The 20,913-nt window shown below is 39.7% G+C and carries 23 protein-coding genes; 18 read left to right on the top strand and 5 right to left on the bottom strand.

The genetic code is table 11. The features are described 5' to 3' along the window. Nucleotides 1-53: 53 nt before the first annotated feature. The 6 genes from NST18_RS09570 (at nt 54) to phoU (ending at nt 6,751) form a co-directional block, all read left to right on the top strand. A complete protein-coding gene (locus NST18_RS09570) occupies nt 54-2,207 on the top strand; it encodes a peptidoglycan D,D-transpeptidase FtsI family protein (protein ID WP_004889509.1) in 2,154 nt (717 codons plus the stop codon). Between the two features lie 114 nt (nt 2,208-2,321). Continuing rightward, nucleotides 2,322-3,284 (top strand): PstS family phosphate ABC transporter substrate-binding protein, encoded by a 963-nt coding sequence (locus NST18_RS09565; RefSeq protein WP_004889510.1) that lies wholly within the window; start codon nt 2,322-2,324, stop codon nt 3,282-3,284. Between the two features lie 75 nt (nt 3,285-3,359). Continuing rightward, entirely contained in the window at nt 3,360-4,310 is a 951-nt protein-coding gene (gene pstC, locus NST18_RS09560) for a phosphate ABC transporter permease subunit PstC (protein WP_340721634.1), read from the top strand. Between the two features lie 2 nt (nt 4,311-4,312). Next, nucleotides 4,313-5,194 carry a phosphate ABC transporter permease PstA gene (gene pstA, locus NST18_RS09555; protein ID WP_340721388.1) on the top strand — a complete coding sequence of 294 codons (882 nt, stop codon included), beginning with the start codon at nt 4,313-4,315 and terminating at the stop codon, nt 5,192-5,194. Between the two features lie 26 nt (nt 5,195-5,220). Next, nucleotides 5,221-6,033 carry a phosphate ABC transporter ATP-binding protein PstB gene (gene pstB, locus NST18_RS09550; RefSeq protein WP_004889513.1) on the top strand — a complete coding sequence of 271 codons (813 nt, stop codon included), beginning with the start codon at nt 5,221-5,223 and terminating at the stop codon, nt 6,031-6,033. Between the two features lie 58 nt (nt 6,034-6,091). Continuing rightward, on the top strand, nt 6,092-6,751 hold the full coding sequence (phoU, locus tag NST18_RS09545) for a phosphate signaling complex protein PhoU (protein WP_004889514.1): 660 nt from the start codon (nt 6,092-6,094) through the stop codon (nt 6,749-6,751). 29 nt (nt 6,752-6,780) lie between these two features. Here the strand turns inward: phoU and NST18_RS09540 are convergent, their stop codons facing one another. From NST18_RS09540 to NST18_RS09530, 3 genes are read right to left on the bottom strand one after another with little or no spacing between them, the layout of a single operon-like run. Beyond that, on the bottom strand, nt 6,781-7,059 hold the full coding sequence (locus NST18_RS09540; RefSeq protein ID WP_340721386.1) for an endolytic transglycosylase MltG: 279 nt from the start codon (nt 7,057-7,059) through the stop codon (nt 6,781-6,783). Next, on the bottom strand, nt 7,016-7,195 hold the full coding sequence (locus NST18_RS09535; protein ID WP_340720692.1) for a hypothetical protein: 180 nt from the start codon (nt 7,193-7,195) through the stop codon (nt 7,016-7,018). The genes NST18_RS09540 and NST18_RS09535 overlap by 44 nt, the downstream gene beginning before the upstream one ends. Continuing rightward, entirely contained in the window at nt 7,192-7,509 is a 318-nt protein-coding gene (locus NST18_RS09530) for a hypothetical protein (RefSeq protein ID WP_035018537.1), read from the bottom strand. The genes NST18_RS09535 and NST18_RS09530 overlap by 4 nt, the downstream gene beginning before the upstream one ends. A 144-nt stretch (nt 7,510-7,653) precedes the next feature. Between NST18_RS09530 and NST18_RS09525 the strand changes: the two genes are divergently transcribed. The 7 genes from NST18_RS09525 to NST18_RS09495 all read left to right on the top strand — a co-directional run bounded on the left by NST18_RS09525 (nt 7,654) and on the right by NST18_RS09495 (nt 13,852). Continuing rightward, nucleotides 7,654-8,565: a sugar phosphate nucleotidyltransferase gene (locus NST18_RS09525; RefSeq protein WP_230456169.1), complete on the top strand. Its 912-nt coding sequence runs from the start codon at nt 7,654-7,656 to the stop codon at nt 8,563-8,565. A gap of 57 nt (nt 8,566-8,622) precedes the next feature. After that, on the top strand, nt 8,623-10,035 hold the full coding sequence (locus tag NST18_RS09520) for a hypothetical protein (protein ID WP_230456170.1): 1,413 nt from the start codon (nt 8,623-8,625) through the stop codon (nt 10,033-10,035). 80 nt (nt 10,036-10,115) lie between these two features. Further along, a complete protein-coding gene (rpmG, locus tag NST18_RS09515) occupies nt 10,116-10,265 on the top strand; it encodes a 50S ribosomal protein L33 (protein ID WP_004889517.1) in 150 nt (49 codons plus the stop codon). 54 nt (nt 10,266-10,319) lie between these two features. Beyond that, nucleotides 10,320-10,889, top strand: a complete 570-nt coding sequence (locus tag NST18_RS09510; protein ID WP_004889518.1) for a 5-formyltetrahydrofolate cyclo-ligase — start codon at nt 10,320-10,322, stop codon at nt 10,887-10,889. A 160-nt stretch (nt 10,890-11,049) separates the two neighbouring features. Beyond that, on the top strand, nt 11,050-12,000 hold the full coding sequence (locus NST18_RS09505) for an L-lactate dehydrogenase (RefSeq protein ID WP_004889519.1): 951 nt from the start codon (nt 11,050-11,052) through the stop codon (nt 11,998-12,000). A gap of 71 nt (nt 12,001-12,071) precedes the next feature. Next, nucleotides 12,072-12,263, top strand: a complete 192-nt coding sequence (locus NST18_RS09500) for a hypothetical protein (protein WP_004889520.1) — start codon at nt 12,072-12,074, stop codon at nt 12,261-12,263. 35 nt (nt 12,264-12,298) lie between these two features. Next, a complete protein-coding gene (locus NST18_RS09495; protein ID WP_004889522.1) occupies nt 12,299-13,852 on the top strand; it encodes a rhomboid family protein in 1,554 nt (517 codons plus the stop codon). On the opposite strand, the gene NST18_RS09490 is transcribed toward NST18_RS09495, so the two are convergent. Next, complete coding sequence (locus NST18_RS09490) at nt 13,823-14,683, bottom strand: hypothetical protein (protein ID WP_004889523.1); 861 nt, start codon at nt 14,681-14,683, stop codon at nt 13,823-13,825. The genes NST18_RS09495 and NST18_RS09490 overlap by 30 nt on opposite strands. Nucleotides 14,684-14,846: 163 nt before the next feature. Between NST18_RS09490 and NST18_RS09485 the strand changes: the two genes are divergently transcribed. The 5 genes from NST18_RS09485 (at nt 14,847) to NST18_RS09465 (ending at nt 20,625) form a co-directional block, all read left to right on the top strand. Further along, on the top strand, nt 14,847-16,250 hold the full coding sequence (locus NST18_RS09485; protein ID WP_051035147.1) for a spore germination protein: 1,404 nt from the start codon (nt 14,847-14,849) through the stop codon (nt 16,248-16,250). Between the two features lie 109 nt (nt 16,251-16,359). After that, the gene (locus NST18_RS09480) at nt 16,360-16,593 is read left to right on the top strand and encodes a YqgQ family protein (RefSeq protein WP_004889526.1); all 234 of its coding nucleotides are present in this window, start codon (nt 16,360-16,362) and stop codon (nt 16,591-16,593) included. Beyond that, entirely contained in the window at nt 16,578-17,543 is a 966-nt protein-coding gene (locus NST18_RS09475) for an ROK family glucokinase (protein ID WP_004889530.1), read from the top strand. The genes NST18_RS09480 and NST18_RS09475 overlap by 16 nt, the downstream gene beginning before the upstream one ends. A 265-nt stretch (nt 17,544-17,808) precedes the next feature. After that, nucleotides 17,809-19,671 carry an LTA synthase family protein gene (locus tag NST18_RS09470; protein WP_340721384.1) on the top strand — a complete coding sequence of 621 codons (1,863 nt, stop codon included), beginning with the start codon at nt 17,809-17,811 and terminating at the stop codon, nt 19,669-19,671. An 84-nt stretch (nt 19,672-19,755) separates the two neighbouring features. Beyond that, nucleotides 19,756-20,625 (top strand): M14 family metallopeptidase, encoded by an 870-nt coding sequence (locus tag NST18_RS09465; protein ID WP_445290564.1) that lies wholly within the window; start codon nt 19,756-19,758, stop codon nt 20,623-20,625. A gap of 26 nt (nt 20,626-20,651) precedes the next feature. Here NST18_RS09465 and NST18_RS09460 read toward each other — a convergent pair whose 3' ends face one another. Continuing rightward, nucleotides 20,652-20,837 (bottom strand): DUF2759 domain-containing protein, encoded by a 186-nt coding sequence (locus NST18_RS09460; RefSeq protein WP_004889534.1) that lies wholly within the window; start codon nt 20,835-20,837, stop codon nt 20,652-20,654. Nucleotides 20,838-20,913: the final 76 nt, after the last annotated feature.

The raw sequence follows: 20,913 nt of genomic DNA, 5'->3' as shown, positions 1-20,913 counted from the left end.
GAGCGTTTCTTTTACAATGGGGAAGGAGCAAGTAAAGGAGGTGCTCGCCTGTTTTGAAGCAAATACAACAAGCTAAAAATGTAAAGAAAAAGAAAAAAAGAATGCAGTTGCCATTTCGACTAAACGTATTGTTTTTTGTTGTGTTTTTACTGTTTTCTGCGCTTATTTTACGATTGGGTGTCATTCAAATTGTTTACGGTGAACAATATCGAAAAGAAGTTGAGCGGACAGAAAACGTAACAGTCAACACGCCAGCACCGCGCGGGAAAATTTATGACCGAAACTATCAAGTTGTCGTCGATAACGAACCGCTTCATGCGATCACGTATACACGTACGCAAACAACCAAGCCGTCAGAAATGATTGCGATAGCGAAAAAGTTAGCAACATACATTGAAAAGCCGGCAGATCGGGTGACAGAACGAGATATAAAAGACTATTGGATTTTGACTAATGAAGAAAAAGCGAAAGAAAAAATTACAGAAGAAGAATGGAAACAGTTTCGCGCTAAAAAGTTGGGAGATAAAGATATTTATCGACTGCAACTTGAGCGCATTACAGAAGAAGATGTAAAAGCAGTTAAAGAAAAGGAGCTTGAAGTTGTCGCTATTTTTCGGGAAATGAATAGTGGATACGCGTTGACGCCACAAATGATTAAAAATGAAGGGGTAACGAATAAAGAATATGCAGTTGTTAGCGAGCATTTAGAAGAATTGCCAGGGGTAGATGTAACGACAGATTGGGATCGTCATTATGCATTTGGTGATACGTTTCGTACCGTGCTGGGAAATATTACATCATCGGAAGAAGGGTTACCGCGCGAAAAGCTTGACTACTATTTAGCGCGCGATTACAGCCGAAATGACCGCGTCGGAAAAAGCTACATTGAAGCGCAATATGAAGATGTGTTGCGCGGACAAAAAGCAAAAATAAAAAATGTGACCGATAAAGCAGGCAACATTATTGAAACGATTGAAATATCGCAAGGACAGCGCGGCAAAGATATTGTGCTAACGATCGATATGGAATTACAAAAACGTGTCGAGCAAATTATTGAAGAAGAATTGACGGCAATGAAACGGCGCGGTGGAACCGAGTTGCTCGATCGTGCTTTCGTTGTCATGATGGACCCGAATACGGGAGAAATTTTATCGTTAGCAGGGAGACTGTATACACGTGATGAGAATGGGAAAGCAGTGTTCAAAGATTATGCCCTTGGAACAATCACATCTGCTTATGCGATGGGATCAGCAGTGAAAGGTGCTACTGTTTTAACCGGTTTTCAAACCGGCGTCATTCGACCTGGTACAGTGCTTATTGATGAACCGCTATATATTAAGGATACTAAACCGAAAAAATCGCATAGCGGTATTCGTCCGGGACCGATGAACGATTTAAAAGCGCTTGAAATGTCGTCAAACGTTTATATGTTTAAGACAGCTATTGCGATCGCAGGTTCTACATATCGTCCGCATCAACCGTTGCCGATTAAAAAAGAAGCGTTTTCGATTATGCGGCGATATTTTAATCAGTTCGGTTTAGGTGTGAAAACAGGGATTGATTTGCCAGGGGAAATTATCGGGTGGCCTGGACAAAGTACGCTTCCTGGTCACTTGCTTGATTTAGCGATTGGACAGTTTGACGTATATACGCCAATCCAAATGGCGCAATACGTTTCAACGATTGCCAACGGGGGATATCGCATTCAGCCACATGTCGTAAAAGAAATTCGTGAACCAATTAGCGAAAAAAATCAAATCGGAAACGTTATTTATTCGTTTGAGCCGAAAGTGTTAAATCGGATTGATATGAAAACAGAGTATATTGAGCGTGTACGAGAAGGATTTTATCGCGTCATGCACGGTTCGCACGGAACAGCGCGGGCATTTTTTGCGAATGCTCCGTATGATCCAGCAGGAAAAACAGGAACAGCACAGGCATTTTATGATGGACCAATCAAATCGAAACGAATGACACAAACGACCAATTTGACGCTAGTTGGTTTCGCACCTTACAACAACCCAGAAGTTGCATTTGCTGTCGTCGTGCCGTGGGTATATCAAAATCCGCGAAACCATTATCCGATTAATAACTACATCGGAAGAAAAATTTTAGATGCATATTTCGACTTAAAAGCGCAGCGTCAATCAAATGAGCAGTCCCCTACTGAACCGTTGAATAATGATGAACAAACAATGGAAAGATAGAAGAAAGCGAATTTACAAAAGCTTAACATTCGTTTAAAACGAATTTAATACGTTTCCATTATTCTATAACTCGTGGGACAAAAATTAATGAAAAAAGTAGGGGGAAATCAAAAGATGAAGAAAAACAAATGGTTTGCACTCGCAGGAATGACAAGCGCTGTATTAGCATTTACAACTGCTTGTGGCGGTGGCGCTCAACAAGGCGGCGAAAATGGTGGAGAAGCATCAAGCGGTAACGTTGTTGTTGATGGATCATCGACAGTTTACCCAATTTTAGAAGCAGCCGCTGAAGCGTATGCGGGTGAAAAACCAGATGTACAAGTATCTGTTGGTTTGTCCGGAACAGGTGGCGGATTTGAAAAGTTTACAAAAGGGGAAACAGACTTTTCAAGCGCTTCTCGTCCAATTAAAGATGAAGAAAAGAAAGCTGCTGAACAAAACGGCATTCAATTTGAAGAGTTCAAAATTGCATTCGATGGACTTTCTATTTTAGTGCATAAAGATAACGACTGGGTCGATTATTTAACAGTCGATGAGCTAAAGAAAATTTTCACATCAGGTGCAGTAAGCGGTGATGACAAAGTAAAATGGTCAGACATTCGCCCAGAGTGGCCAAATGAAGAAATTAAATTGTTCTCGCCAGGACATGACTCTGGTACATTTGATTATTTCGATGAAGTCATTTTAGATGGACAACCGTTAAACAAAACAGCGCAATTATCTGAAGATGATAACGTCCTTGTTCAAGGAATTGCGGGCGACAAAAACGCTCTCGGTTACTTCGGATTTGCATACTACACTGAAAATAAAGATAAGTTGAGAGCTGTACCAATTGATAACGGAAACGGTCCAGTAGAACCGACGCATGAAACAATTCAAAGTGGCGAATATGCACCACTTTCTCGCCCGTTATTTGTCTATGCGAATACAAAATCATTAAAAGAAAAATCTCACGTATATGATTTTGCGAAATTTTTATTAGAGAACGGTGCGGAGTTTGCTGAAGAAGTTGGATATGTAGCGCTTCCACAAGAAAAATATGATGAGCAATTGAAAAAGCTTGAAGGATTGAAATAACGAAACGTAAAGATGAGAAGCGACACCACAGTCGCTTCTCATCTTGCCATGAATTTGGAAAGGGGTTTTCACATTATGGCGATGACAGATGGGAATCGTTCATATTCCGTCCGTGAAATGATTAAAGAAAATAAGAAAAAACAAAGCGGACAACAGTTTGTTGAATGGTTAATGCCAAAATTGTTACTATTGACAGCAACAATTTCTATTTTAACGACAATCGGTATTTTATTTACATTGTTATTTGAAACATTTATTTTCTTTGAACGAGTATCAATCGTTGAATTTTTAACGAGTAAAGAATGGCTTCCATGGGATGAAAAAACAGGTTCGTTCGGCATTGCTCCTCTTGTAACGGGAACGCTTTTAACGACAGCGATTGCGATGGTTGTAGCCATCCCAATCGGTTTAGCTTCAGCAATTTACTTGAGTGAGTATGCGTCTGAAAAGGCACGAAAAGTATTAAAACCGATATTAGAAGTGTTGGCGGGAATTCCGACAATTGTATACGGATTTTTCGCATTAACGTTCGTCACACCTCTTTTACAAAAGATCATTCCAGATCTCGGGATTTTTAACGCGTTAAGCCCGGGCATCGTCATGGGTATTATGATTATTCCGATGGTTGCTTCTTTATCTGAAGATGCAATGAGTTCTGTGCCAAACTCCATTCGTGAAGGAGCGCTCGCTCTCGGATCAACAAAGTTAGAAGTGGCGTTAAAAGTCGTCCTTCCTGCAGCGACGTCAGGTATTGCGGCATCGTTTATGCTTGCAATTTCTCGTGCTGTTGGTGAGACGATGATTGTAGCTGTAGCGGGTGGTTCATCTCCTGTTTTCACATTTGATGTGACAAAATCGATTCAAACGTTAACAGCATACATTGTTCAAGTGACAACGGGAGATGCTGGATATGGAACAACAGTTTATTACAGCATTTATGCGGTCGGGATGACGTTATTCGTGTTCACATTAGCCATGAACTTACTCGCGCAATACATTTCTCGTCGCTTTAGGGAGGAGTATTAATCATGGAAAAATTAATTGATAAACAACGTGTCGTTCAACATATGAACGGTCGTCTGTTGCGCAACAACGTGTTAAAATTTTTATTTTTCTTAGCGACATTATTCGGATTGATTGTTCTCGTCGTCCTTCTATATCGGATACTCACTCAAGCACTTGGCTGGCTAAACATGGACTTTTTAAATAACTTCCCGTCTCGTCGTCCGGAAAACGCAGGAATTAAAGCGGGATTGGTCGGCTCATTATGGCTTATGGTCATCGTTGCGCCTGTTTCGCTCATTCTTGGAGTCGGAACAGCAATTTATTTAGAGGAATATGCGAAAAAAAATCGCTTTACAGATTTTATTCAAACGAACATCTCGAACTTAGCTGGTGTTCCATCTATCGTATTCGGTTTGCTCGGTTTGACGATTTTCGTTCGTGAACTTAATTTGGGTCGTAGCATTATGGCTGCAGGATTAACGATGAGCTTGCTCGTTTTACCTGTCATCGTCGTTGCGGCACAAGAGGCGATTCGCGCCGTGCCAAATCAATTGCGGGAAGCATCGTATGGTATGGGAGCAACAAAATGGCAAACGATTTATCGCATCGTTCTCCCAGCTGCGATTCCTGGTATTTTGACAGGCAGCATTTTAGCTTTATCCCGTGCAATCGGTGAAACAGCACCGCTTGTCGTTTTAGGTATTCCGACGTTTTTAGCTCATTTGCCACGTGGTATTCTTGATACATTTACTGTTATGCCGATGCAAATTTACAACTGGACGTCACGCCCACAAGCTGACTTTCAACATGTAGCAGCAGCTGGAATCGTTGTATTGCTCGTTGTGTTAATCTTTATGAACTCGATTGCTATTTTCATTCGCAACAAGTTTCAAAAACGTTATTAATTGCGCGTTGAAAGGGGAACTTATTAATGGAACTAACAGTTGTGAAAGAACGTAAAAATAAACAGTCTGAAGAACAAAGAGAAAGAAATGTTGTGTATCGGACAAAAAACTTAAACTTATGGTACGGCGAACATCATGCGTTAAAAAATATTGACTTAGATATTTATGAAAATGAAGTAACAGCAATTATCGGTCCGTCAGGTTGTGGAAAATCGACATATATTAAAACGTTAAACCGAATGATTGAACTTGTACCGAATGTATGTACATCTGGAGAAATTACGTATCGCGGTCGCAATATTTTTGATAAATCGTATCGTGTGGAAGAATTGCGTACACAAGTCGGCATGGTATTCCAAAAGCCGAATCCGTTCCCGAAATCGATTTATGACAACGTTGCATACGGCCCGCGCATTCACGGCATTCGCGACAAGAAAATTTTAGATGAAATCGTTGAAAAAAGTTTGCGCGGTGCAGCGATTTGGGACGAAGTAAAGGATCGTTTGCATACGAACGCATACGGATTATCGGGCGGACAACAACAACGTTTATGTATTGCGCGCTGTTTAGCGATTGAACCAGATGTCATTTTAATGGATGAACCAACATCTGCGCTTGACCCAATTTCTACATTAAAAGTAGAAGAACTTGTACAGGAGTTAAAGAAAAATTACAGCATTATTATCGTTACACATAACATGCAACAAGCTGCTCGTATTTCTGATAAAACAGCCTTTTTCTTAAACGGTGAAGTGATCGAGTATAGCGATACAGATAAGTTATTCTCCAATCCAGACGATAAACGAACAGAAGATTACATTACAGGTCGATTCGGATAAAAAATCGTGCGGGTACGCTCGCACGATTTTTTCAAAATGATAAAAAGGGGGAGTGAATATGGCTGTACGTGAAAAATTTGATTACGATTTACAAACGTTGCGCGACCAATTATTGCAGCTCGGAAGTCTTGCAGAAATCGCGTTAACTCAATCATTTGAAGCGTTAAAAACAAAAAATAACGATTTAGCATTACAAGTGCTTGAAAATGATGCAAAAATAGATTTGCTTGACGAAGAGATTAACGACTTTGCCATTTTATTAATTGCGAAGCAACAACCGGTCGCAATTGATTTACGCCGAATTATTGTCGCAATTAAAATCGCAACAGATGTCGAGCGCATGGCGGACTTTGCAGTCAATATTGCAAAATCAGCCATTCGAATCGGTGAACAGCCGTTTGTCATCTCGTTAAATAAGTTAGAAAAAATGCATGAAATTGCTGTAAATATGCTTTCATTAACATTAAAGGCATATTATGAAGAAGATGTCGTTGCGGCTAAAAAAGTGGCCGATATGGACGATGAAGTCGATCGTCTATATGGCGAAACAATTCGAGAATTGCTTGAGCGAACAAAAGCTTATCCAGATGCGATGTCGCAAATTACGCAACTATCATTTACGGCTCGCTACATTGAACGCATTGCAGATCACGCGACAAACATCGCTGAGAACGTATTTTATTTAGTAAAGGGAAAACATTACGATTTAAACGACTAAATGAAAAGGATGTCCAACAGCGGACATCCTTATTTTGTGATTTTTTTTGTGATTTGTTCATATGACATGTCACTTGTAACAACATACGTTCCAGGGCGTAGCGCACGCGTTAATTGGTGGGTATCGAGGTATGTTAAAAATGATTGAGCATCATCAATAATGTGCGCTTGTTCAAGTCGGTTAGCAACGTCGCGACTTGCCTCTCCTTTGGCAATTGTTAACGTATAAATGTACACTTTTTCTTTTTGAGATGGTGTTGTTTTTTCAATTTCTTTTTTTTTGTTTTTCGAGTTTTTCAGCGAGTTCATTTCGTTCAGCAACGATTTGTTCATACTGCTGTTCGCTGATGGTAGTATACTGCTTGTCATTCGTGTAATGAACGATAGCAAGTATCGTTGTGGCAAACAACATTCCAGCCGCAAATGCACGTGTTGTTCTTTTCATCGTTCATTCCTCGCGATCACAATATTTACTTCATCTATCGGCATGTTGAGTTTGCGGGCAATTTGTTCTTTTGTCCAACCTTGCTTATGTAGATGCCATATTTGTTCTTCAGTTGAAAACAACTCCATTCCGACAAGCAGCTCTTCTTCAAGCGCTTTAACTCGCTTTTTTATTTCGTACAATTGTTGCATCGTCGATAATGTGAGTTGCTCTACTTGTTCTTCTACCTCTTTTACACGATCTTTTTGAAAGAAAGAAATAAGCAATAGTATGATTGCAAAAGAAATGAGTCCAATCAATGTATATTCGATCATGTTTGTCACCCCACTTTATTATACATAGGAATGTAGCGATCATGCATCATTTTCATGTCAAATCGACAATTTTCGTATATTGTCCGCATAGTATTGTCATGATATGATGGAACAAAGTGTGCTTTCACTTGGGGGGGATATGTTGTGAAAGCGGTCATTATGGCAGGGGGAAGAGGAACACGGTTACGTCCGTTAACTTGTCATGTTCCGAAACCGATCGTACCGATTATGAATAAACCTGTGATGGAGTATAGTATTGAATGGTTAAAACATCACGGAATTACGGATATTGCTGTAACCGTTCAATATTTAAGTGATGAAATTATTGAATATTTTGGTGATGGACGTCGATTCGGTGTACATCTTCATTACTTTGAAGAGACGACGCCCCTTGGAACGGCAGGGAGCGTAAAACATGCTCAGTCTTTTTTAGACGATACGTTTGTTGTTATTAGTGCAGATACGTTGACGACAATTCATTTGCAGCAGGCAATCAATTTCCATTTTTCCAAACAAGCATTAGTTACCGTTCTTATGCACCACGAAGCGACTCCTCTTTCATACGGTGGAATTGTGACAGATCGAAACGGAAAAGTGATTCATTTTGTAGAAAAACCAAAATGGAATGAAGTGTGTAGCGATTTAGTCAATACAGGCATTTACATTTGCGATCCAGCGATTTTTAATTATATGCCTGAACATCCACCTTACGATTTTAGTCAACATATTTTTTCACATCTCATTCAACAAGAGTACCCAATATACGGATATGAGGCGGATGGATATTGGTCTGATATTGGTATCATTGAACAATATCATCAAACACATGTTGATTTACTAAATCAACGTCTCGTTTCTTCTCATTACAAAGAAATAGCTCCTGATGTATGGATCGGTGAGCGAGTGAACATTGCACAAGAGGTAAAGTTAGAAGGACCGATTCTTATTGGGGACGATGTGCGCATTGATGCCTATGCAACACTCGGACCATATACGGTGGTTGGCTCACGTTCAGTTATTAGTAAATACGCATCGTTAAAGCGATCGATTGTTTGATCCAATGTTTATATTGATGAACATAGTGAATTACGGGGAGCAGTTGTAGCAAATGATGTGTATATCGGTAAAAAAAATGAAATATTTGATTATGCGGTCATTGGGGCAAAATGCAAATTAAAAAATAAAGTGAAAGTGCAACATGCGGCTAAAATTTGGCCGAATAAAACAATTGCAGAAAAAACGAAAGTGAAAGGTTCAATTGTATGGGGTGAACAACGCCCAAACGTATTGTTTCGCCAAAATGGGATCAGCATGCGCGCTCATGTTGATGCTCATCCGATATTTATTACACAGTTGGCTTCAGCATATAGCAGTCTACATGAAAAAGGAAGTCACATATTAATTGGCTTTGACAATCACCCGTTGTCCCAGGCGCTTGGATCGTTGTTTACTCAATGTTTGCATATGTACGGTATGCACACAAATGTATATGAGGGGGGATATTTGCCTGCTTTTCGTTATATTCTTTCTCATAAACAATATCGTGGTGGCGTATTTGTGACGTTGAACGAACATGATGAAGTAGTTATTGACATACACGATGAACAAGGATTTCCCATTGATTGCACGATGGAACGCGCGATTGAACAACGAATGGAACATGAACATCATATGTCAGCGATGCAAATGGGTGAAGCAATGAAACAAAAAGAGAACGATGAAATGTATATTCGAGCATTGCGTCAAGCGATTTCTTTTTCTTCATCGGAGCGATGGAAAGTTGTCGTCGCTAGTTCTCCTTTATTGAAGCATATCATTGAACGCACACTTCTGTTGTTCGCTGTAGATGTTGTTTGGACAAAAGAGCGTGATGATGAACACATTCGGAAACTAATCGAGCAAGAACAAGCCCAATTTGCTATCGTGTTTGACTATTCAGGGGAACGTTTTCGAATGTTTGATGGGCAAGGAGTTGTGTTGACGAAAGAAGAAATGATCTCGTTGCATGTGCTCACATCTCTTTTATTTAGCGAAACGAAAAAAGTAGCCGTTCCTTCTTGGGCGCCGTCCGTTTTGCATACGCTAGCAGAACGTTTGCATGGCGAAATGATTTATGTCAAAGATACGAGACGAGACTTGCTTCTTGCTCATCATGAACCGTTTCATTTTTATTTGGATGGATTATACGCGTGCATACAACTATTACACTTGTTAGCGATTGAACGTTGTTCCCTTCGTACCATTGTGTCGTCTATTCCGACTATTCATTTATCATGCCGTGATGTTCATTGCCCATGGGATGAACGGGCGGCTGTTATGCGTAAATTGTTAGAAGAATCGTATGACAAGCATGTAGATTTTACAGATGGCATGAAAGTATATCATGAAGATGGAGCATGGACACTCATTTTACCGAAAGTAGATGAACCAACGTTAACGATTTATTCACAAGCAGCAAATGCTCAAAAAGCAAAAGAATATACGAAATACTATATAAAGAAAATTCGGCAATATCAAAACGTATAAAATTCATATGGAAATTGTTTAAGAAAAATGATATGATGGAAAGGTATGATTACAATACTTTTGTTTGGAGGGAAAGAACGATGCGTGTAAATATTACGTTAGCATGCACAGAATGCGGCGAACGCAACTATATTTCAACAAAAAATAAGCGCAATAACCCAGAGCGCCTCGAATTGAAAAAATATTGCCCACGAGACAAAAAAGCAACAGTTCATCGTGAAACGAAGTAAGCAGTAGGATTTTTTTCCTGCTGCTTATTTTTTTATGAAAGAGGGGGAAGGTTAATGAATAAGAAACAATTGCGGCAACAAATAAAACAACGTCTCTTACATATGACAAAAGAAGAACGCAAGAAAAAAGAAACAATCATTCACGACATATTATTTCAGCAACATCTTTGGCAAACGGCACAAGTGATCGGTATTACGATCTCACGACAAATCGAAATCGATACAAAATGTATCATTGAACGAGCATGGCAAGAAGGGAAAAAAGTTGCCATTCCAAAATGCGATGTAACAACAAAACAAATGACGTTTCGCGAAATTCGTTCGTTTCAAGAAACGGGACGCTCTTTTTTCGATTTATATGAACCGATTGTGGAAGAAACGAGAGAAGTGCAAAAAGATGAAATCGAGCTCCTATTTGTTCCAGGTCTTGCTTTTGTTCGTAAAGGATATCGCCTTGGCTATGGTGGGGGATATTATGATCGATATTTAGTTGATTTTCCAAACGACACAATTTCCCTTGCATATGATTGTCAAATCGTCTCTACGTTGCCGGTTGAACAGCATGACATCCCTGTCCAAATGATTATTACAAACGAAGGAATTGTTGTTTGTGAAAACGAATAATAAAACAGCATGAGCGCTTTCATGTTGTACAGGAGAAAAAAATAACAAAATGTTAATAATTCATGCTTTATAAACTTTGTGAAACAGTGTACAATGTAAGTGTGAAACAGATAAACAACGCACAGATTGTAAAATGATATATACGAAAGGTGGAAGAAATATGTCAGATAAAGTAAAACGTGTTGTTTTAGTTGGAACAGGTTTTGTTGGTTCAAGTTATGCGTTTGCGCTTTTAAATCAAGGGGTGACAGAAGAGCTCGTTTTGATTGATATTAATAAAGAAAAATCGGAAGGAGACGCGATGGACTTAAATCACGGCATGCCGTTTGCGCCATCCCCAATGAAAATTTGGTTTGGCAATTACGAAGATTGCAAAGATGCTGATCTCGTTGTGTTAACTGCGGGAGCGAATCAAAAACCAGGAGAAACACGATTAGATTTGGTTGAGAAAAACACGAAAATTTTCAAAAATATTATCGATCAAGTGATGGCAAGCGGATTTAACGGTATTTTTCTCGTCGCCACAAATCCGGTTGACATTTTAACATACGCTACATGGAAGTTTTCAGGATTGCCAAAAGAGCGCGTGATCGGTTCAGGAACGATTTTAGACACAGCTCGCTTCCGCTATTTGTTAGGTGAATATTTCGATGTGGATACGCGCAACGTACATGCTTATATTATTGGGGAACATGGTGATACGGAGTTGCCTGTTTGGAGCCATGCATTCATCGGTTGCCGTCCAATTGCCGATATGATGAAAGAAAAGCCACAATATAAACAAGAAGATTTAGATAACATTTTTGTGAATGTACGCGATGCAGCGTATCAAATTATTGAGCGAAAAGGTGCAACATATTACGGCATTGCCATGGGACTTGTTCGTTTAACAAAAGCGATTTTACAAAATGAAAACAGCGTTCTTACTGTTTCAGCTTACTTAGAAGGCCAATATGGCCAAAATGATATGTACATTGGCGTACCAGCAATCGTAAATCGCAACGGTATTCGTGAAGTTGTTGAACTACAATTGAACGAGGAGGAAAAAGAAAAATTTACTCATTCTGCAACTGTATTAAAAGATGTAATGAAACGCGTTGGATTGCAATAGGTTGTCTCATGATGAGGCAACCTTTTTATAATTTCAACACGAAAAGGGAACGGTAAATATGAGGGAGGGTGATGATGTTGAATGGAAAAACGTTGATCGTTGCCGTTATGGCAGGGCTCGTTCTTTATCGGTTTCGTTATCGGTTATTGAACGAAATATTGAAACGAGAAGCGGTTCAAAAACGAGTGGTACAATGGGGAATGTCCGTTCCGTTTATTCGCCAGCGCATTGTTCCTACATTATTTTTACAAAAGTACAAATAGTTGCGCTTTGTAAGAGAGTGTGATAAAAGAAGGGTATGATAGCGAAGGGAGAGGGAAGGTTGGGCATTCGCTTTGATTTTGTATATTGGCAAATGATGTTTCAATTGTTACAGATGAACTATGAAATCGTTTATTTGTCACCTGATGAGCGGGAGGTTTGGTTGCAATCTACGAGGGAACGAAAAGCGCCGCTTGTACGCCTTGTTCGCACTGATATGGATTGGGGTGTGTCATTAAAAAATGATATGAATCGCGCGCTAGTCGCTGTTGATGAATGGCGCAAGCGACAATTTCGCCGCCAACTGCAAGTCATCAACGTTTATGTCATGATGTATCCCCCTGTTGACGATTGGGAACTGTATGTTGAACGACCATTCACGACTGAGCGAGTGCATATGCAAACATATGTGATGCATCTTTACAATATGTATGACGTCTTGCATAAGCTAAGCACGCAGTTCCATCAATCATTAAAAGTGTACGTACCTGATGATTCTCCAATGTTGCAACAAGAATTACAAACGTTTAAACAACACGTGCTATCATTTGCAGAGCGCATGTATGAAAATGAACGGCGCATATTTGAACGTGGAAAAGCGAGATTTACATATGTGTTTATTGCTTTACAAATAGTGATGTTTTTTATTTTAGAATGGAACGGTGGAAGTACAAATACGTTGACGCTCATTCAATATGGCGCAAAGTTTAATCCGCTTATTTTGCAAGGAGAATGGTGGCGCTTTTTCACCCCTATTGTTTTGCATATCGGTTTTTTACACTTGTTCATGAATACGTTTGCGCTATATTATTTAGGCTCACTTGTTGAAAAATTGTACGGCTCGTTTCGTTTTTTATTTATTTATCTTTTCGCTGGTTTTGCAGGTTCGCTTGCTAGTTTTTTATTTTCATCATCCGTATCTGCCGGGGCGTCTGGTGCCATTTTCGGATGTTTTGGGGCTTTGTTATACTTCGGAAAAGCAAAACCGCACATATTTTTTCGAACAATTGGAATGAACGTCATCACTGTCATCGGCATCAATTTAGCGTTCGGTCTCGTCGTTCCTAATATTGATAATGCGGGTCATATTGGCGGTTTAATTGGTGGGTTTTTAGCGGCAAATATCGTTCATTTCCCAAAGGAACGTGTTCGCTTTGGACAATGGTTTGCTGCTTTGTTCACAGCGGTCGTTACGCTCATTTGCTTATATATTGGCTTTCAACGACCGCCAGCAGATCAAGCACAACTTATTCTTGCGTTGTCCAAGCAATATATTGATGAACGGGAATACGGCCAAGCAGAGCAAATGTTAACACTCATTCATGAACAAGATGCTGAAGCATATAAGGCAGATTTTTTGCGTGCCTATATTCACATACAACAAAAAGATTACGATGATGCAAAACAATATTTATATGATGCCATCAAAAAAAACGACCGTTTTCATGAAGCGTATTATTATTTAGCGTTATTATATGCGGAAGAAAAAAACTATGAAAAAGCAAAACAAGCTGCAGAGCGTGCGTTGCAGCTTGAACCAAATAATGAGCAATATCAACGATTATTGCGTGAACTCGAGCAGTTGCTTTAATATGACGAGTTCTCTGTCTGCTGTTTCTGTTACGACAAACAGTTTACTGTAATCCTTTTTGATTAAAATAAGCGGAACGGTGCTACCGATTGGAGATTCAATCGAACCGTTCTGTTTTTTTATGCCTAAAAAATAATTTTTGTACAACCCTTCCCATAAGTTTCCGATCATCATTTCCGTTTCATTTGTTGTCAAATCCATAAACGGTTGCTCATTATATTGAACGAGCTCCGGTAAATACAAATGGTAATAATCGTCTGCTGGCAATATGTTCCCCATTTGATTAGCGGTTTTATTTACGATCGTTTGCGTTTGTTTATTTAATGTGTTTGCCCATGTTTTTTGTTCGGCTGTCGTTGGTTTACGAAACGATTGAAGTGGTGCGAAGGATGAGTCGATGACGTATAATACGTCCCCACTCATTTTTTGACTGCTTCGAATGTCATTGCCATTATGCAATTCTCCTTGGTGATATGAGATGGCTTGAAATAATCGACTTCCTTTTTGTTTGAGCTGTTTTTGCTGAATGAGACTTTTCCTGTTTTTTTTCCATTTCGTTTGTGTAGCAACAAGCCTTCCGTTAGCAAATAACAACGAAACATCTTGCCGAAGATAAGCAGTTCGATCAAGCGATGAAGTGACGATCCAATCGACGACATAGCGTGTTTCCTTCTTTTTGGGCTGTAGTGATAATTTTGTTTCGGCAGTTGTAAAGCGAACGGTCGGATCGATCGGGAAAAACATAATCGCTTCATGCGCTGGCCGTTTCAACGCTTGTATGATGATGACAAATGACAAAAGAAATATGCATATCGATAATAAACGTTTCATCTTATTCCTCCGGTCAAGCTTACATTTATAAAAAATGTATGTGCATATGACAGGAAATATGTATGAATACATTTACATGTGTCAAAGATGGATGGTAATGAATGTAAGGTAGGTGATTGGAGTGGAACGAGTATCTTCACGTCTTTCAGAAAACGTTTCATATATGAAGGAAAAGCTTGGAGTAGGGAAAAGTTTTGACGTCATTTACTTAGACGTGCATTATGCCGGAAAAGATATGGCGTTATTTATGATTGACGGATTTGTGAAAGATGACATTCTTCATTATTTAATGAAATTGTTATCTGAGCTACCAAATGGAACATTAGATGAACAACCGTTAGATAAATTATTAAAAACACATCTTCCGTATGTAGAGTTGGATCAAACAGATGATTTCGAACGGGTAATTGATGGTGTGTTGGCAGGACCGACAGCTTTGTTCGTTGATGGAATGGCAAAAGCGATTTTAATTGATGCACGCACATATCCTGTGCGAGGACCTCAAGAGCCAGATATGGAGCGTGTTGTTCGAGGTGCACGCGATGGATACGTGGAAACGATTGTATTTAACACAGCGCTAACAAGACGGCGCGTGCGAGATCGTTCATTACGAATGGAATATATGCAAATTGGTCGCCGCTCAAAAACGGATGTCTGTGTTTGTTATATTGAAGATATTGCGAATTCACACATTGTGGAAGAAGTGAAACAGTCATTAGCCAAAATTGATACAGACGGCTTGCCAATGGGGGAAAAAACGGTAGAAGAATTTATTTCAGGCAGGCACTTCAACCCATATCCTGTCGTTCGTTATACAGAAAGGCCAGATACGGCCGCAGCTCATTTATATGAAGGACATGTTCTCATTTTTGTCGATGGGTCTCCGAGCGTGTTAATTACACCTGCAACATTTTGGCATCATCTGCAGCATGCAGAAGAATATAGAAATAAACCAATTGTTGGTGCATATTTGCGCTTTGTTCGGTTTCTTGCGGTATGGCTATCGATTTTTTTATTACCGCTTTGGTATATGTGGATGAAAACACCAGAGCTCGTGCCACATGCATTATCGTTTGTCGTAAAATCAACGGAAGGGAATATTCCGTTGTTTGGACAAATTTTACTGATCGAATTTGGATTAGATATGTTGCGAATGGCAGCTATTCACACCCCCTCTGCCTTAGCGACAGCACTTGGGCTTGTTGCAGCATTGATGATTGGTGGAATTGCGGTTGAGGTTGGCTTATTTTCTAACGAAGTCATTTTATATTTTGCGATGGCGACGATCGGGACGTTTGCGACACCGAGTTATGAGCTAGGACTAGCCAATCGGCTCGTTCGCCTCGCTTTGCTCGTTGTTACAGCATTATTTGGTGTCATTGGCTACGTTGTTGGTATTACTGCATGGTTAGTTATGCTTGCTCGCATGCAATCGTTTGGCGTCCCATATTTATGGCCGTTTATTCCGTTTTCATATCGCGGGATGCGCGATGTGCTCATCCGTTCCCCAATTCCGTTAAAAAATCGACGACCGACTGTCTTGCATCCGAAAGATCCGGATCGATAAAATGTGAAAAATGTCGCAAAGTCATTGTTCAGTTCTTGACGCCCTTTTGTTTTCTTTATACATTTAGAATATGAAGATTGAAAACGCTTATACACGATAGGTGAAGAAAATGAAATCTGTATATGATGTACAACAGTTATTAAAAAAATATGGAACGATTATTTACGTCGGTGACCGTCTCGCTGATTTAGAATTGATGGAAGACGAACTGAAAGAATTATTTCAAGCGCAGCTCATTGACGTAAAAGATTATCAAATGGCGCTTCTTATTTTGCGTCATGAAGCGCAAATCGAACGAGAAAAAAGAGAAAAGGGGATAAAGGAACAATGGAACAATGGTTAGTCGGTGTAGATTTAGGCGGAACGACAGTCAAATTAGCATTTGTGAACATGTATGGGGAAATCATTTGTAAATGGGAGATTCCAACGGATAAATCCGAACAAGGGAAACATATTACAACACACATTGCAAAAGCGATTGATGAAAAGTTACGTGAATTAGATGAATCAAAAGAACGGTTGATCGGCATTGGCATCGGTGCACCAGGACCTGTTAATATGGCGACAGGAGATATTTATGAAGCAGTAAATTTAGGATGGAAAAACTTCCCTTTGAAAGATCGGTTGGAAATGGAAACAGGTCTTCCTGTCGTTGTTGATAACGATGCGAACATTGCAGCGATCGGAGAAATGTGGAAAGGGGCGGGCAATGGCGCGAAAAATTTAATTCTCGTCACGCTTGGCACAGGTGTTGGTGGCGGTGTGATCGTAAACGGTCAAATCGTGCATGGGGCAAACGGTGCTGGTGGAGAAATTGGCCATATCACGTCCATTCCAGAAGGAGGGGCATCTTGTAATTGTGGCAAAACAGGATGTTTAGAGACGATTGCTTCAGCAACAGGTATTGCACGTATCGCGACAGAGCGCTTGCAACAAACCGATGAGCCAAGCCGGTTGCGCGACGTATGGAAACAAACAGGAGTCGTTACTGCGAAAGATGTGTTTGATGCCGCGAAAGAAAACGATGCATTAGCGCTACAAATTGTTGATGAAGTGACGTTTCATCTCGGTTTAGCACTCGCTCATTTAGCGAACGGTTTAAATCCAGAGAAAATTGTCATCGGTGGGGGCGTATCAAAAGCAGGGGACATGTTGGCACAAGCAGTTGCTCGTCATTTTAAACGATTTGCATTTCCGCGTGTTGCTGAAGCGGCTGAAATTGTCATTGCAACGCTTGGAAACGATGCCGGTGTGATCGGTGGCGCATGGCTAGTCAAAACAAATATGTTGTAAAAACAGACGAAGCGCTCGTCTGTTTTTTTTGTCGAAAATTTGTCGGAAAAAAACGTCTTGCATTTTCAGAAGAAAAGGTGTAAAACAGTCATATGTGGACGTGCGACTTGTCTATTATACCGTTTATAGTTTAAGATAACAGTTGCTTTTTTATTAAGAAAGTATTAATATTGTCTATGGTTAAGATAAAAAAATGTAAAAAAACGTATGTACCTCATACAGCATAGAATAGACAGATGTGGATGGATTAAAGGAGGGGGAGTATATGAAAAACTACCGTTTCGTTTTGTTAACGGTATTGCTTTTATGGTTAAAGACGTATTTAGTCTATAAAAATAGTTTTGATATAAAAATTGAGTCATGGAAGCAGGAGTTTATTTTGTTCATTAGCCCGTTAAGCTTCCTGTTATTTATTTTTGGGCTTGCATTATTTATGAGCGAAAAACGACGGAATCGCTATATTGTCATCACGAGTTTTATCGTTTCATTTGTTTTGTATGCGAACGTCATGTTTTATCGCTTTTTTAGCGATTTCATTACAATTCCTGTGCTGTTCCAAACGAATAACATGGGTGATTTAGGAAATAGTGTGTTTGAATTGATGAATGTTTCGGATATTTTCTTTTTCCTTGATGTCGCATTGCTGGCTTGGATGGCGTATAAAAAAGTGTCTATTGCGCAATACGTACCAGCGACAAAACGCTTTCGCCGCACCTATTTCCTTGCAACAGTAGCCATTGCTTTATTTAACTTAGGATTAGCGGAAACGGAACGTCCAGAGCTGTTAACGCGCACGTTTGACCGTGAAATGTTAATTAAAAACTTAGGTATATACAATTACCATGTATATGATATTATTTTACAGTCGCGCTCTAAAGCGCAACGTGCATTAGCGGATAGTAGCGAATTGGCGGATATTCAAAACTACGTTAATGCGAATGAAAAAGCGCCGAATAAAGAGTTATTTGGTATTGCCAAAGGCCGTAATGTGATCATTGTGTCGATGGAGTCATTACAAAGCTTCGTTATTAACAATACGGTGAACGGACAAGAAATTACGCCGTTTTTGAATGACTTTATTAAACAAAGTTATTACTTTGATAACTTTTATCATCAAACAGGACAAGGAAAAACATCAGATGCGGAGTTTATTATTGAAAACTCGTTATATCCTCTTGGACGCGGTGCGGTCTTTTTCACACATGCGACAAACGAGTATAACGCAACGCCAGAAATATTGAAAAACTACGGTTACTATTCAGCTGTATTCCATGCAAATAATAAAAGTTTCTGGAACCGTGATGTAATGTACCAATCGATGAAGTACGATCGTTTCTTCTCGATGACGGACTATAACATTACGGAGGAAAATTCAGTTGGTTGGGGTTTAAAAGACATTCCGTTTTTTGAGCAATCTGTGCAACATTTAAAAACGTTGCCGCAGCCATTTTATACAAAGTTTATTACATTAACGAACCACTTCCCGTTTGAATTAGGGGAAGAGGATAAAATGGTTCCAGAGTACACGTCAAATAGTCGGACGTTAAACCGTTATTTCCCGACGGTTCGATATATGGATGAAGCGCTGAAAGTGTTTATTGAGCAGCTGAAAAAAGAAGGATTGTATGAAAATTCTATTATCATCCTTTACGGAGACCATTACGGTATTTCTGAAAATCACAACAAAGCGATGGCTCAATATTTAGGTAGGGATGAAATTACGCCATTTGATCACGTTCAATTGCAACGCGTTCCGGTGATCATCCATATTCCAGGCGTAACAGATAAGCATCCAAAAGTCATTTCAAAAGTATCAGGGCAAATTGATGTGAAACCGACATTGCTTCATTTGCTTGGCATTAATACACGCAACCAAATTCATTTTGGTGAAGATTTATTCTCAAAAGATAAGCTGGACTTCGTTGTTCTTCGTGATGGTAGCTTCGTGACAAAAGATTATGTATATACGAAAAACGCATGCTACGATAAGAAAACAGGGGTAGAAGTCGACGCGTCTCATTGTGAACCGTATATGGAAAAAGCACGTCAGGAGCTTGATTACTCCGACAAAATTGTATATGGTGACTTATTGCGTTTCTACAATAAACAACAAGAAAACAAACGATAAAGCTAGCTCTTGTGACAGAGCTAGCTTTTTTACATACATATGTACAAATGTACTGTTCATACGATGAAACAAGGGGGGAGAGCGATGTACGATTTTTCAACTTTAATGCATGATCTCGATCAATTGCGGTGTCATTCGTTCGTCCGCACGCAAGAAATTGGGCAAAGTGTGTTAAAAAAACCGATTGTTGAGTTACAAATTGGAGAAGGTGAAACATATGTGCATATGAATGCCTCGTTTCATGCGAACGAGTGGATTACTTCGGCAGTTGTGATGGCGTTTGTTCGTGAATATGTGGAAGCGCTACAGAACAAACAGCATCTTTGTGGCTATGATGTACAACAATTGTATAAAAGAACGACTTTATCCGTTGTTCCGATGGTAAATCCCGATGGAGTGGATCTTGTATTACACGGAAAAAAAGCGGCACAACATTATGAAGATGAAGTGGTACGCATAAATGGGGGAAGTGAAGATTTCTCACAATGGAAAGCAAATATTCGCGGGGTTGATTTAAACAATCAATTTCCTGCGAAATGGGAAGTAGAGAAAGAAAGAAAAATTCCAAAAGCACCCGCACCGCGTGATTTTCCTGGATTTTCTCCGTTAACCGAACCAGAAGCACAAGCGATAGCAACGTTGACAAAAGAACGTGATTTTTTTAAGGTGCTCGCATTTCATACACAAGGAAAAGAAATTTATTGGGGATATGAACGATGTGAGCCACCCGAAGCAGAAGAAGAAGTGAATGAATTTGCGAAATGGAGCGGTTATGTATCTGTTCGGTATATCGATAGCCATGCTGGATATCGCGATTGGTTTATTTTTAATTGGAAGCGATGTGGGTATACGATTGAACTTGGTGAAGGGGTAAATCCGCTTCCATTCTCTCAATTCCATAATATTTATAAAGACAGCATCGGTATTTTTGTGACAGCTCTTGCCCGCACGTAAAAAGACGCCACTATATTGGCGTCTTTTTAATGGGCAACTGGATATCCGTGATGAATGACAGTCATAATTGTAAACCAACCAAATACAGCAACCGTTCCGATTCCGAACAGCACACCAAGGAAATTTTTCTCACGTAATGAACGGATCGTGCCGTAAGCAGCAAGCAATGTCACTAATGTGAAAATCACGACTAAAATAACTCCTGTCGGCATAACTTCCCCTCCTTATGTACACCGATTATTCCTTTTTCATTGTAATCGTTTTTGTTACGTTTGTCGAGGTGCAAAA

It is taken from the genome of Anoxybacillus sp. FSL W8-0104, assembly GCF_038004465.1.
Taxonomy (GTDB): Bacteria; Bacillota; Bacilli; order Bacillales; family Anoxybacillaceae; genus Anoxybacillus; species Anoxybacillus flavithermus_G.
Note: the sequence above shows the minus strand (reverse complement) of the source record. Positions and strands in the feature narration are given on the sequence as shown.

Coding starts and splice junctions, on each gene's coding strand:
- NST18_RS09565 (WP_004889510.1), top strand. CDS start 2,322: ATGAAGAAAAACAAATGGTTTGCACTCGCAGGAATGACAAGCGCTGTA.
- pstC (WP_340721634.1), top strand. CDS start 3,360: ATGGCGATGACAGATGGGAATCGTTCATATTCCGTCCGTGAAATGATT.
- pstA (WP_340721388.1), top strand. CDS start 4,313: ATGGAAAAATTAATTGATAAACAACGTGTCGTTCAACATATGAACGGT.
- pstB (WP_004889513.1), top strand. CDS start 5,221: ATGGAACTAACAGTTGTGAAAGAACGTAAAAATAAACAGTCTGAAGAA.
- phoU (WP_004889514.1), top strand. CDS start 6,092: ATGGCTGTACGTGAAAAATTTGATTACGATTTACAAACGTTGCGCGAC.
- NST18_RS09540 (WP_340721386.1), bottom strand. CDS start 7,059: ATGAACTCGCTGAAAAACTCGAAAAACAAAAAAAAAGAAATTGAAAAA.
- NST18_RS09535 (WP_340720692.1), bottom strand. CDS start 7,195: ATGAAAAGAACAACACGTGCATTTGCGGCTGGAATGTTGTTTGCCACA.
- NST18_RS09530 (WP_035018537.1), bottom strand. CDS start 7,509: ATGATCGAATATACATTGATTGGACTCATTTCTTTTGCAATCATACTA.
- rpmG (WP_004889517.1), top strand. CDS start 10,116: ATGCGTGTAAATATTACGTTAGCATGCACAGAATGCGGCGAACGCAAC.
- NST18_RS09510 (WP_004889518.1), top strand. CDS start 10,320: ATGAATAAGAAACAATTGCGGCAACAAATAAAACAACGTCTCTTACAT.
- NST18_RS09505 (WP_004889519.1), top strand. CDS start 11,050: ATGTCAGATAAAGTAAAACGTGTTGTTTTAGTTGGAACAGGTTTTGTT.
- NST18_RS09500 (WP_004889520.1), top strand. CDS start 12,072: ATGATGTTGAATGGAAAAACGTTGATCGTTGCCGTTATGGCAGGGCTC.
- NST18_RS09495 (WP_004889522.1), top strand. CDS start 12,299: ATGATAGCGAAGGGAGAGGGAAGGTTGGGCATTCGCTTTGATTTTGTA.
- NST18_RS09490 (WP_004889523.1), bottom strand. CDS start 14,683: ATGAAACGTTTATTATCGATATGCATATTTCTTTTGTCATTTGTCATC.
- NST18_RS09485 (WP_051035147.1), top strand. CDS start 14,847: ATGAAGGAAAAGCTTGGAGTAGGGAAAAGTTTTGACGTCATTTACTTA.
- NST18_RS09480 (WP_004889526.1), top strand. CDS start 16,360: ATGAAATCTGTATATGATGTACAACAGTTATTAAAAAAATATGGAACG.
- NST18_RS09475 (WP_004889530.1), top strand. CDS start 16,578: ATGGAACAATGGTTAGTCGGTGTAGATTTAGGCGGAACGACAGTCAAA.
- NST18_RS09470 (WP_340721384.1), top strand. CDS start 17,809: ATGAAAAACTACCGTTTCGTTTTGTTAACGGTATTGCTTTTATGGTTA.
- NST18_RS09465 (WP_445290564.1), top strand. CDS start 19,756: ATGTACGATTTTTCAACTTTAATGCATGATCTCGATCAATTGCGGTGT.
- NST18_RS09460 (WP_004889534.1), bottom strand. CDS start 20,837: ATGCCGACAGGAGTTATTTTAGTCGTGATTTTCACATTAGTGACATTG.